10 protein-coding genes and 1 pseudogene are annotated in these 12,553 nt (G+C 55.8%); 3 read left to right on the forward strand and 8 right to left on the reverse strand.

Going from position 1 to position 12,553, the window contains the following annotated elements; all coding sequences use genetic code 11:
- Positions 1-27 precede the first annotated feature (27 nt).
- The gene (locus ACQ4N8_RS16755; protein ID WP_430705496.1) at positions 28-1,200 is read right to left on the reverse strand and encodes a hypothetical protein; all 1,173 of its coding nucleotides are present in this window, start codon (positions 1,198-1,200) and stop codon (positions 28-30) included.
- 414 nt (positions 1,201-1,614) lie between these two features.
- Between ACQ4N8_RS16755 and ACQ4N8_RS16760 the strand changes: the two genes are divergently transcribed.
- Entirely contained in the window at positions 1,615-2,025 is a 411-nt protein-coding gene (locus ACQ4N8_RS16760) for a hypothetical protein (protein ID WP_430705497.1), read from the forward strand.
- Positions 2,022-3,089 carry a phosphodiester glycosidase family protein gene (locus tag ACQ4N8_RS16765; RefSeq protein WP_430705498.1) on the forward strand — a complete coding sequence of 356 codons (1,068 nt, stop codon included), beginning with the start codon at positions 2,022-2,024 and terminating at the stop codon, positions 3,087-3,089. The genes ACQ4N8_RS16760 and ACQ4N8_RS16765 overlap by 4 nt, the downstream gene beginning before the upstream one ends.
- A 348-nt stretch (positions 3,090-3,437) precedes the next feature.
- Here the strand turns inward: ACQ4N8_RS16765 and ACQ4N8_RS16770 are convergent, their stop codons facing one another.
- The 6 genes and pseudogenes from ACQ4N8_RS16770 to ACQ4N8_RS16795 form a co-directional block, all read right to left on the reverse strand.
- Positions 3,438-3,683 (reverse strand): AbrB/MazE/SpoVT family DNA-binding domain-containing protein, encoded by a 246-nt coding sequence (locus ACQ4N8_RS16770; protein WP_430705499.1) that lies wholly within the window; start codon positions 3,681-3,683, stop codon positions 3,438-3,440.
- Positions 3,684-3,776: 93 nt separating this feature from the next.
- A pseudogene (locus tag ACQ4N8_RS16775) lies at positions 3,777-3,966 on the reverse strand (DapH/DapD/GlmU-related protein); the annotation flags it as partial.
- 67 nt (positions 3,967-4,033) lie between these two features.
- Positions 4,034-4,498 (reverse strand): tRNA (uridine(34)/cytosine(34)/5-carboxymethylaminomethyluridine(34)-2'-O)-methyltransferase TrmL, encoded by a 465-nt coding sequence (gene trmL, locus ACQ4N8_RS16780; protein WP_430705500.1) that lies wholly within the window; start codon positions 4,496-4,498, stop codon positions 4,034-4,036.
- Positions 4,499-4,661: 163 nt separating this feature from the next.
- Positions 4,662-5,750, reverse strand: a complete 1,089-nt coding sequence (gene serC, locus ACQ4N8_RS16785) for a 3-phosphoserine/phosphohydroxythreonine transaminase (protein WP_430705501.1) — start codon at positions 5,748-5,750, stop codon at positions 4,662-4,664.
- A 165-nt stretch (positions 5,751-5,915) separates the two neighbouring features.
- Entirely contained in the window at positions 5,916-6,803 is an 888-nt protein-coding gene (locus tag ACQ4N8_RS16790) for a hypothetical protein (RefSeq protein ID WP_430705502.1), read from the reverse strand.
- 19 nt (positions 6,804-6,822) lie between these two features.
- Positions 6,823-9,549: a GH36-type glycosyl hydrolase domain-containing protein gene (locus tag ACQ4N8_RS16795; protein ID WP_430705503.1), complete on the reverse strand. Its 2,727-nt coding sequence runs from the start codon at positions 9,547-9,549 to the stop codon at positions 6,823-6,825.
- A gap of 247 nt (positions 9,550-9,796) precedes the next feature.
- On the opposite strand from ACQ4N8_RS16795, the gene ACQ4N8_RS16800 reads away from it, so the two are divergent.
- Positions 9,797-10,810 carry a LacI family DNA-binding transcriptional regulator gene (locus tag ACQ4N8_RS16800; RefSeq protein WP_430705504.1) on the forward strand — a complete coding sequence of 338 codons (1,014 nt, stop codon included), beginning with the start codon at positions 9,797-9,799 and terminating at the stop codon, positions 10,808-10,810.
- A gap of 287 nt (positions 10,811-11,097) precedes the next feature.
- Here ACQ4N8_RS16800 and glnA read toward each other — a convergent pair whose 3' ends face one another.
- A complete protein-coding gene (glnA, locus tag ACQ4N8_RS16805; protein WP_430705505.1) occupies positions 11,098-12,522 on the reverse strand; it encodes a type I glutamate--ammonia ligase in 1,425 nt (474 codons plus the stop codon).
- Positions 12,523-12,553: the final 31 nt, after the last annotated feature.

Here is a 12,553-nt window from a genome sequence, read left to right on the forward strand (position 1 = left end):
CGGGGAAGCGGTGGGCGAAACGATGTTCTACGGAGCAGGCGCGGGGGAAATGCCGACGGCTACTTCCAGCCAGGCGTGAAGCCGCCCGGCTCGCTCGGCCATGCCAACGCCCGCGGCGCTGGAGCTGCCCGGCGCTGGAACGCGGCGGAGCCGTTCCAGCGTTTTCGCTTCGCCGCGCAGCCACGCGAGCGGCAGCTGCGGCGTCAGCGTCCGCTCCAGGGAGCCGATGCCGATCACCTCGGCTCCCCCACATCCCGCTTGCTGCCGCAACCGGCAAAACGAATCCAGGCTAGGCTCAGCAAGCCCGGCCTGTACTTCCCTTGGGGCCGGCTGCACCGGCCCCGCCGCCACGCCGATTGGTTCCGCGCCTGCCGGCTCCCCAACCTCCTCCATTCGCTCCTCGGCTGACGCGGTTTCCACGGCCGAGTTGCGTTCCTCAGCAGCGAATGCCTTGCCGATCAACGCCAGTATCGTTTCTCCCGCCGTATCGTCTTCCACGATCGGCAGCGTAAGCCGCTCGCTTAGCGCGAGCAGCGCCAGCTTGCGCGGCCGGCTCCACACCCGGCCGGACGGGCCCGAGCCATGCGGCGTCACGTACACCAAGGCCGGCTGCCCCCCGGCCGTTTTGCATTTTCGCCGCAGATCGTCCGGCAGCATGCCGTCCCGGTCGCACGCTACCGGGACCGCCCGGATGCCGCGGCGGCGCATCAGCTCCAGCGCCTCCGGAGAGGCGGGCGTCTCGACGAGCACCGCCCCGCCGCCGGGCACCAGCGCCCGCAGCAGCAGGTCCAGCGCCCCGTCGGCGCTTTCGGCCAGCAGCAACTGCTGCGGGTCCGTCCCCCCGACTTCGCTTTCGCGATACGCTGCCGCGAGCCAAACCAGCAGCGGGATATCCCCGTCTATCTCCTTCTTCTTACCAGGCAGCGAATCGGCTTGGCCTGCTGCCGATTCCTTCGTGCCAACTCCTTCGGTCGGCGCGACGGCGTCTCCCGGCGGTTCCGCTTTCCCCTTTTTCCCTTCGCTCTGCCTTTCGCTATTTCCGCCACCGGCCGCTCCATTCTCCCGCTCCGGCGGCCAACCGCCTCCGTCCCCCTGCGGGCCAGCCAACGAAATCAAGCTTCCGTCCCGCTGCCGGGTTTCGATCTCCCGGGCAAAGGCCGGCGGAAGCCGGCGCTTCAGCATCTCCAACCCCGTATCCACATGCGCACCCCGTTTCCTTTATATGTTACGGTGATTGTACCTCAGGACAAATTTGCCAGACAACGGGGACCGAGTCGAACCGCGAAATGCAGAATTTGGCGAAGGCCCGCCGAATCTATCGATTTTGCCAACAATATGTCGCCGTGATAGAATGGGAACTGCATATAATAGAGGTTGCTCAAAAAGTCATCTTTCCATCACGCGGCAAAGCATGAAGAGAATTCGGCGGCGAATCTTGAATTCACCCGGGACTTCCGGTGCTCACGTAGGTCTGCCTACGCTCCGCTCCAGAAGTCCCTAGCTTCATCCAACCTTCTTGGTGCTGAAAACCCGACTTTTTGATCTTCCATCTAAACGGTTGCTCAAAAAGCCCGACTTTTTGAACACGCACTACTAGTTTTGAGGTGATTAACCATGTCTTATTCTACGGAGCCTGCAACCGTCAACGAACCGATGCGCAGCAGGAAAACGCGGAGGCCTTCCGTAGCCATGATTCTGCTCATCTGGTTTCTCTTGATCGGCGCCGGAATCACCGCTGCCTATTTCTATAGCGATCATCTGAAGCACTCGATGGTCGAGCAGCTCGATGCCAAATGGCAAAGCGAAACGGCGTTGATGAAAGCGGATTACACGGCCCAGCTAACCGCCTTGTCCGAAGAAGTGACGGCGCTGCAAAGCAAGGTGGATACGTTCAACGAATTGCTGGAGTTTACCAAAGACAACAGCACCGAAAAAACGGACAACAGCAATAAATTATATTCGCAGCTGAATGAGGTCAAGCAGCAGTTGGCCAAACTGCAGAAGCAGATGGACTTATTGAAATGATCACGCCGGCCAAACAAATCAACCGTTTTTTCCTGCTGGCCACCGGCCCTTTGCTTGGCTTGCTGATCGCCATGCTGATCAGCGGAGCCGCCATTGAATGGAACAGCGTGCGGGACAAGCTGACGCCTGAGGCCGAGATTTTGCAGACGACCGCCAGCATTTCCAAAGGCCTCGAGCAGGCCAAAGCGAACGCCAAAACGACTTTATCCTCGATTCGCCAAACGGCCGAATTGTACCGTAAAACGACGACGACGATGAGTTCCATCGTCCACACGGCAACGACGGCGGCCGGTCGGCCCGAATCGATATACAATCGCCGGATTACGTCCAGGTTGGGAACGGCTTACGAAACGATTCAAAGCGATCGCATCCGCATCGAACTATACAAAATCAACCCCGGCAATTATCGCGGATACGCGATGAAGATCCGGTTGAAATCCCCGGATGCCATGAAAATGACGCTGGGCAAGGATAAGCTGGGCGGCGCGGAGACGACGAAGCAAGCCGTGCAGCGGTACGGCGCGGTTGCCGGCATCAATGCCGGAGGTTTCGCCGATTCCCGGGGGAAGCGTTATCCGCTCAGCACCACGGTGTTAAACGGCCAATATCTAAACGGCTTCGAGCCGACCTATAAAGACCTGTTTTTCGTAGGACTGGGCAAGTCCGGCAAACTGATCGGCGGCAAGTTCCAGCGTAAAGCGGATTTAGACCGGCTGCAGCCGCAATTCGGCGCTTCCTTCGTACCCATCCTGCTGCAGAACGGCCAGAGAACGGCGATTCCGCCCAAATGGCAGTCCTCCCCGCTGCGCGCGCCCCGCACGGTGATCGGAAATTACAAAGATGATCAGTTGCTCGTGCTCGTCGTCGACGGCGACGATGAAAACGGGCGTTCCGGGGCAACCTTGGCCGAGCTCCAGAACAAGCTCTGGAAAATGGGCGTGCAGGATGCCTACAATTTGGACGGCGGGGGCTCTTCGTCCCTGGTGGTCAATGGCCGAGTCGTGAACGATCCTTCCGACGGTGCGCTCCGCCCGGTACCTACCCATTTCCTGTTTTTTAGATAGCGTGCCTTTCGCCTCCCGCTCCCAATTCGTCTATGAGATATATCATATAAATGATTTATTTTTGGGGAATAGGCGGGTATAATATAGAGAAGGAGTACAACGTGGAGGTGTTGGCTTTGTCTTTCTCTTTAACGTTTTGGATCATTGCCTTGGTGCTGGCCCTGTTTTTGTGCGGTATTTTGACGGCATCCTACAACGATGATAAAACTAAAGGTCTGTAAAATAAATAAGCTTCCCTCGCGGGAAGCTTATTTATTATTGCCCATCCGACACCATCACCCTATAACAACCCGGCTCCCCCTATTGGAAAACGGGTAGGTCTGCATCAGGACACTTGACTTTAAACGACTAGGACAGTTGGTTCATTTCGACCAGGCACTGATTGCAAATGGAGCGCTCTTTGAAATCGCTAACGCCTTCCATCGATCCGCAGAACACACATTTCGGCCGGTATCTCTCCAAAATGATGTGATCGCCCTGCACCAAAATCTCGACGGGATCGCCCTCGTTCATTTGATATCTTTTGCGCAGCGATTTGGGCAGCACGATTCTACCCAACTGATCCACTTTACGGACCACACCAGCAGGTTTCATAAAATTGTACACCTCTCCTGAAAAGAATAGTTATGTAAAAATAGAACCAAATACCTAATCTATTATATTTCGCTATCATTTTCAGGATTCCTGCTAAATTTCTACGTTTTTAATTATTTTGGCGGGATTGCCCCCTACCACCGCACCGCTTGGCACATTTTTCGTCACAACCGCCCCGGCCGCAATCACCGCGTTATCGCCGGGTCGTAACTCCGGGCACGATGACGGCCCGGCCGCCAATCCAAACGTTATCGCCTATAGTCACGGGTTTGCCGAACTCCGCGCAGCATTTTCGCTTTTTCCGTTGTACGTTGGTCCATGTATCGAATTTCCTTTGGTTATTCCCCGCCTCACTGCATTCCGGGAAAATCAAGCTGCCGCAGCGCCTCGTAAACGATGATCGCCGCGGAATTGGATAAATTCAAAGAGCGAACCTTGTCGGTCATCGGCATGCGCATCACTGTTTCGGGATGGGCTGCCAGAATCTCCGGCGACAACCCTTTCGTCTCCTTGCCGAATACGAAGAAGTCTCCGTCGCGGTAAGTGAAATCCGTATACCGCTTGCTTGCCTTCGTCGTCGCGAAGAAAAAGCGGCTGCCGGCGTACATCTCCTCAACCTCCTGAAAAGAGTCGTGGTATTCGATATGCACCGCGTACCAATAATCCAGCCCGGCCCGTTTCAGCGTTGCGTCGTCCGTCCGAAACCCCAGAGGGCGCACCAGATGCAGATGAATTCCCGTTGCCGCGCAGGTTCTCGCGATATTTCCCGTATTGGCCGGTATTTCCGGCTCCACCAGTACGATATGTAATGCCATGATGATCGATCTCCTCGTCCAAAAATAAAGTTGCCCGCTAAGACAGCACTTGTTCCATTATAGCAAATTATCCTGGGCAAAAAACCTCCATCCCCGCTTTACTGCAAGCGGAGATGGAGGTTCTGTCGCGTTTCGATGAATCAGGCTTACCCGAACCGAACGATTATCCGTGCGTTTTTTGGAACTGGCTCATAAAATCAACCAGGGCTTTAATGCTGTCATACGGAACCGCGTTATAAATCGAAGCCCGCAAGCCCCCGACGCTGCGGTGTCCTTTAAGGCCTATGAAGCCTTCTTGCTCCGATTCTTTGACGAACAGCTTCTCCAGCTCCTCGGAAGCCAGGCGGAACGTCACGTTCATCGTCGAACGGCTATCCGGAGAGACGCATCCGCGGAAAAATCCGCCGCTGGCATCGATCGCTTGATACAGCAAATCGGCTTTCTCCCGGTTTTTCTTCTCGATCCCTTCGAGAGCGCCTTGTTCCTCGATCCATTTCAGCACTTCGTTAACCATATAAATAGAAAAGGATGGCGGTGTATTGTACAGCGAGTTGTTTTCGGCATGCGTGTCGTACCGGAACATCATCGGCAGATGCTTCGGCGACTCGCGCAGAAGCTCCTCGCGGGCGATGACGACGGTCACGCCGGACGGCCCCAGGTTCTTTTGCGCGCCGGCATAGACCATGCCGAACTGATTCAGGTCAAACGGCCGGCACAAAATATCGCTCGACATGTCCGCGATCAGCGGAACGCTGCCGGTATCCGGAAACTGCTGGAATTGCGTGCCTTCGATCGTTTCATTCGAGGTCAAATGCACGTAGGCCGCATTTTCCGGAAGGCGCAGGTTGCCCACGTCCGGGATCGACATATACTTGTCTTCTTCCGAAGTGGCCGCGACGAACGTCTCGCCGATGAGCTTCGCTTCTTTAATCGCTTTATTCGCCCAACTGCCCGATTTCACGTAACCGGCGGTTTTGCCTACCGTCAGCAGGTTCATCGGCAGCATCGCAAATTGCGTGGACGCTCCGCCCTGCAGGAAGATCACCCGATAGCCCGACGGATTTCCAAGCAGCTTCAGTAAGCGGCTGGCCGCCTCATTATGAACCCCTTCATAAACGGCGCCCCGGTGGGACATCTCCATGATCGACATGCCGGTTCCGCGAAAATCGACAAACTCCGCCTGCGCGCGCTCCAGCACCTCGAGCGGCAACGCGGCCGGGCCTGCATTAAAGTTAAAAGCTCTCTTACTCATTGCTCCCCATCCCTTCCTTTCACGTTTCATGTATGGTTTATCGAAATATAGTTATGGATTATCATAGCAACTATTCGATTCCCCAGCAAGCTGTTATTTCGTAAAAATGCGCTAGTTTACAGAATTGACACATTAACGCTTCATCATAGGAAAGGGACTAAACATTTACTCCACGCTAAACTCATAAATTCGGGTCCAACTCGTTCGTTCGCCCGGCGCCAAATTCACTTCCACGAACATTTCCGGGGAAATGACATGGCCATGCCCCCAGACGGCGGCTGCGGACACGGAAAGCCGGCTCCGTTCGCGCACGACGGCGCCGCTGGGCCGATGCCGCAGCTCCCAAAGCCACGGATATGCCTGCCCGTCAAAGCCCTCCAAACGGAAATAAAAATCCTTGATCGGCCGGCGCTCCCAGGATACTCTGTTTCCTTTGAACGCCAATCCCTCCATCGTCGCCGAATCATCGCTCCAGGGCTTGAAGGCAAATGGAAAATTCAATTCATATTCCGGACCGACCGGCTGATCGTCGATCCCGATAAAATTGTGGCAATACTCATCGGTCGTTATCGGCTTGCTCCCCGTATTTTCCACCGCGTATTCAACCGTCAGCCGGTTGCCGCTGATTTCGATCGTCTTCTGCACCCGAGCGGCATACCCCCGGCATTCCATCGGCAAGGCGGTAAAGCAAATCCGCTGCGGATGCTCCTGCTCTATCTGCGTCTCGAAACGCCGGCAGTCGTATTCCCGATAGAAGCGGTATTCCGCAGCGTCCGGACGCGTCAAAAGCCCGACTCCCAGCTTCGGAAACGGATCGCCGATCTCCGTTTCGCCGTAACCGATCGCTTCTTTGATGCCGAACTCGCTGCATAATCCGCTGCCCCCGGTCCCCGATCCGGGGGTCAAGCTTTCGGGCACGCAGAAACGATGCCCGCCTTCGGCCAGCTTCACCCCGGTGATGAAGCCGGTCCAATCAAATCGCTGTCCCCGGTAAGCTTCGCCCAATTCCGCAATTTCAACGATCAAATGATCGTTTTTCAACTCGAATGCCATTCCGATCCCTTCCTGTCCTTTACACGGCTAGCGTGATTTCTATACGGTGAACGGCTTCGTTAGGCAACGCCTCGATAACCTGGCGCGGAATAAGGCAGCCTTGCCCCTGGATGGTACAGCTCAACGGACTGCCATTCAGGGTAAGGCCGTCGATCCGGTACTCGCCGTAATCGGCAAGCTGCGGGTTTCGATACACGACGTCCAGCTTCCGTCCGGCAAATATCGTGACCACCGCCGCCTCTCCGGCCGCATCGAACTGCCCGCCTGCCAGCTTCGGTTCCAGATGCAAATCCCCATAGTGCCCTTTTACTCCATAAACCTCCGTCAGCAGCGTCAGCAGCAGCCAACTGGCCGATCCCGTTAAATAAGTATACATCCCGCGGCCCCGTTCGTTAATATATTCCGGTACCCCGGGGTACATCCGGCTTTTGGCGAAATCGGCGGACAGCTCGTAGACGGAATCCAGCACCTGCTTGCCCGCCTGGACAAACCCGCGTTTGTACAAGGCGTTGGCGTACATGACCGTCATATGGCTGAACATCGCTCCGTTTTCCTTATGACCGAAAGCAAAACCGAACGCCCGGCCCAAGTTTTGCTGGATCCCGCCAAATCGGGAATTCAACCGATAGCCGATCCGGTCATCCTTTAAGTAACGGTCGACTGCGGACGTGATTCTGCCGACCTGTTCCTCGGTAGCAATCCCGCCCATGATGGCAAAAACCTGGCCCGTCAGCGTCATGCGAACTCCTTCCGGATGATCGCCCTCCACCTGCTCGGCATCATTGTTATAATAGCCGTTAAACCACTCATATCCCTCTTGGCTCCGGATCCACTCCTGCTTCCGCAGATGCCGGACGGCCCATTCGGCCTTCCGCCGCAAATCGGCCGCGACCTCTCGGATATCGAGCTTCAGCTTGCGTCCGCTTACCGCGGGCACGATCGATTCGTAATACCGGTTAAGCAAGGCCTGTTTATCCGCGATGCTATCGTAGGTTACCGGCGCATTCAAGCTGTCGAGCAGAACGGCGATTTCTTCGGCAATCTCGATGACGTCCTCGCCCGAAGTACGCTGCAGATGCTCCAGCAGCCCGGACAGCTCCAGCAGGTTGCTGGCATAAAACGCCGTAAACGCCACGCTTTCCCCCCGGGCCGGCGCCAGATCCAGACCATCGTTCCAGTCCGCCCCTTCCAGCTTGATATTCCCCCGTTCGCCCACATTGAAGAACGGTACGATATTTTGCAGCAGGATATGCTCCAGGATGGTTCCTTCATAAACCCGACCGTCTTTCGTCAACAGCTTGTTGCCCGACTCCGGCGACCAGGCCTCGTCCCGTTCCCGGCAGCGCTTAATGAATACGTCGCGGAAATACGTCTGCGGCTGGCGCAAAAAATCCAGGTCCCCGCTCTGATGAATGTACAGCAGCGTCGTCAGCAGCGGCCATGCGCCGTGGTCCATCCAGACCCGCGGAATATTGTTGCGGTCGGCGATGAATTCGCCCGGCTTCGTGCCGATGATGGTCGCGTTGCTTCCATCGATGCGGACGCCCGCATAGTTATTCAGCAGCAGGTAACGAACCTCCGCGGGCTCCATGACCATCAAAGCGAGGCAATCCTGCCACAGATCCCTCCAGCCCCGGCCGCCCCGCCCATAATCGTGGTAAGGAAGAAACGAGTTGCCGAAGAGCCGCCGCAGAATCGGCTGAAGCGTCACCCACTTCATCCACAGATCTTGCTGTTCGTCCCCGGAGCGAAAAGAAATGGCATCCAGTTTATCGCGCCAATAGGCTTGATTTAGTTCCAGCAGATCATCGAAACGCCGTTCCGTCAAATAATCGGCGGCATACCGCTGCACATCGATCCGGTCGTCGGCGATGACCATGGCGACGATGTACGAAGCCGATGCTCTCGGCTGGAGTTCAATTTGGGCGAATCTAAGTGCCCCTACCGCTTCATAGCCTTCCAGTACGACTCCGGCTTCCGCCTTAGGCATCTCGTTGGCAACGACCGCCTGCGGCCAGTCCAGCGCCCCGCCTTCGCCGATAAAATCCTCGGTCACGGGGAAAAAGCCGACCGGAGCCGTCCCGTTCGCCTCAGCGCCCAACACGCTGTACGCCGCCTTATTGACGCGATGCCCCCGCTCGTCGAACGATAGCGACGGCTGGACTTCCACGCCGTGCGACGCCGTGTAGATCCGGTGCAGCAGGGAGGTCACATGCCGATGATCGCGGAGATCGTCGGCGGAACGGCCGTACAGCGGAATGGCCGCAGTAGGGGTGATGCTCAGCGCCCGGGTTCCGGTGTTGGTCAAGCGGACTTTCATCAGCTCGATCCGGTCGTCGGTGACGGGAACGAAATTGACCGTTTCCGCCCGCAGGCCAAGCGCCGCGTTTTCCCGAATGACGGAGTGCCACAGAAATCCGGCCTCCAAGGTCGTTTTCTCCTTGGACCCGGAGAACAACTCGGCGTTTTGTTTCGCCGAATTGCCGCTGGCCGACCAAGCGCCATATCCGTCGATATAGAGCCAGAAATTCCGTGCCGCTTTGGAATTATGCAACGCTTCCACCGAGATCGGCTCCAGTAAAAACGAGTTATGGCCCGTAGCCGTCTGCCCGTGCAAGTGCGGAGATATCGAGGACATCATCCCGGCCTCGTTCACCAGCGGAAAATATAAGTAACTGTTCAGCTCGGGTTGCTCCAGCCGGAACGCGCCCTCTTTTCCATAAAATCTCCAGCCTTTTGGCTCCATAAACAACATCCTTTCGTTTCCGAGTGATACTCCGAAAATTTTCGTAACTCAAACCTAAACATCTCTCTTCGTCAGCCAAATCCGAAACCGGTTTCGGCAAGTTCATTATGCCTTTTAATATGCCGTTTGTAAAGGTTTTAAGCGTTAAAAAGCTGTCAAAATCTTGACGTTTCGCTTCACGGACGTTATGCTGATTTTACGAAATTTTTTTCGGACAATTAAGCGTCGGATTATTGGAGGATTCCATATGAATATGAAGCAAATAGCGGAGCTTGCCGGTGTATCGGTAGCCACGGTCTCCAAAGTCATACACCACTATAGCGACATTTCCCCGGAAACCCGGGTTAAAGTGCTCGAGGTCATGAAGCAAACCGGCTATATCCCGGCGCATACGGCCAAAACGCTGGCTGCCCAAAAAGCGAAGGTGATCGGCGTGATTTTTGCCGGAAAGCGGAACGTGGACTTTGCCCACCCGTTTTTCGCGGAGGTACTGAATGCCTTTCAAAAACAAATGGGGCTGCTGGGCTACGATCTGCTGTTCTTGAATCACGAAATGCCCGGATGGAGCGACGGCGATTATTTGGCCCGCTGCAGGCAATACCCGGTGGACGGGTGCTTGATCGTGACCGGCCAGGAAGTAGAGCCGACAATTCGCGCGCTGGACCAAAGCGAAATCCCCTGCATCGGCGTCGACATCCCTTTAAGCGGGAGAAGCTCCGGGTATGTTATGTCCGACAACTATAAGATGTCGTTCAAAGCGGTGGAGCATTTTTACCTGCTGGGATATCGGGATCTGGGTTATATCGGCAGCGAACAGGAATCGGAGATATCCAACCTGCGGGAGAGGGGCTACCGGGATGCGCTCGACAGCTTTGGCCTGCAGGTAACGGAGGACTGGTTCGTCAACGGAGAGAACTTCTTTGAAGCCAGCGGATATTCGGCCATGTGCCGCATGCTCCAGGCGGGACAGGTGCCGAGGGCGATCTTCGCCGCATCCGACCTGCTGGCCATCGGCGCTATGCGGGCGCTGCGGGAGCACCGGCTAAGCGTCCCAGAGGACTTCGCCCTGATCGGCTGCGACGACATTGAAGCCTGCAAATACATCACCCCTTCACTGACCACCATCCGCCAGAACAAAGAGAAGCTGGGCCGCCTGGCGGCCTCCTTGCTGTACGATTTGATCCACAACCAGTCGGTAACGAGCAGCGTCGTCGTCGAGCCCGAGCTCGCCGTGCGCGAGTCCTGCGGCAGCGCTCAGTGATCCTGCTGTAGCGGACCCTAGAGACCTTATTCGCCGATGTCCCGGCTATTTCTCAACCTAACGGACTCCAGAGACGTTATTGGTATCGAAACGCTTGATTTTTTGCAGGATTGGGGCAAATAAGGACTTCTGAGTCCGTAACAATTTTGAAGCCCAGATTTTGAATCAGATAAGGTCTCTGGGGTCCGCCAATCGCGTGTTCAACCGCTCAAACAAAAAGCCGTCCCCGGGAGTCATACTCCCAGAGACGGCTTTTGATTATAATCCAGTATAATGGCCGGAACGGCTTACAGATCGTAGTAGAGGCCAAATTCGTAAGGATGTACTCTTACGGCTACGGCTCTGGCTTCAGCGCGTTTCAAGTCTACGAAGTTGTCGATGAAGGCTTTCGTGAATACGCCCCCTGCAGTCAGGAATTCATAGTCGCTTTCCAGCGCGCTCAACGCTTCGTCCAGCGAGCCCGGTACGCTGCGGATGCCGGCTTTTTCTTCGTCGGACAATTCATAGATGTTTTTGTCGAACGGCCCGTAACCCAGTTTCACCGGATCGATTTTGTTCTTGATGCCGTCCAGGCCGGCCATCAGCATGGCGGAGAAGGCCAGATAAGGGTTCGCCGTGGAGTCCGGGGTACGGAACTCGATGCGACAGCCTTTAGGCGTTACCGCCGCTACCGGGATACGTACGGCTGCCGAACGGTTGCCTTTGGAATACACCAGGTTAACCGGAGCTTCGAAGCCGGGCACCAAGCGTTTAAACGAGTTCGTGCTTGGGTTGGTGAACGCGATGATTGCCGGCGCATGGTGCAAAATGCCGCCGATGTAATGCAGCGCAGTTTCGCTCAGGTTGGCGTAGGCGCCTTTTTCGTAGAACAGCGGAGTATCGCCGTTAAAGATCGATTGGTGAACGTGCATCCCGCTGCCGTTGTCGCCAAACAGCGGTTTCGGCATGAAGGTTGCCGTTTTGCCGAATTGCGCGGCGGTGTTATGCACGATATATTTGTAAACCATCAGGTTATCGGCGGTTTTCAGCAGCGTATCGAAACGGAAGTTGATTTCCGCTTGGCCGGAAGTCGCCACTTCGTGATGGTGACGTTCTACGCGAATGCCCGCTTCTTCAAGCAGCCGGCACATTTCGCTGCGGATGTCTTGCTGTTTGTCGGTTGGCGCCACCGGCACGTAACCGCCTTTGACAGGCACCTTGTAGCCCAGGTTGCCGCCCTCTTCGGTGCGGCCCGTATTCCAGCTTGCTTCCTCGGAATCGACGGAGTAGAACGTTTTGTTCATCCCGTTCTCGAAGCGGACGTCGTCAAAAATGAAAAACTCGGATTCAGGAGCAAAAAACGCCGCCGTACCTACGCCGCTTTGTTTCAGGTACTCTTCAGCGCGGACCGCTATGCTGCGAGGGTCGCGCTCATAACGATCGCCGTCCGGCGTGTAAATATCGCAAAACACATTCAACGTCGGATGTGCCGTGAACGGATCTACGAAAACCGCGCCATGGTCAGGCATCATGACCATATCGGATTCTTCGATGCCGCGGAAGCCGGGGATCGAGGAACCGTCGAAAGCAACGCCGTTCACGAAAGTATCTTCATCCACCTCTTTAGCCGGAAGCGTGATATGATGCGCTCGTCCCGACAAATCAACAAAACGAAAATCCACCCATTCGATTTGCTTTTCCTTGATTGTTTTTAAAACGAACTCTGCTGACATACTCTTTCCTCCCCAAATCACGAACATTAAA

The organism is Paenibacillus macerans (assembly GCF_050565405.1).
Lineage (GTDB): Bacteria > Bacillota > Bacilli > Paenibacillales > Paenibacillaceae > Fontibacillus > Fontibacillus macerans_B.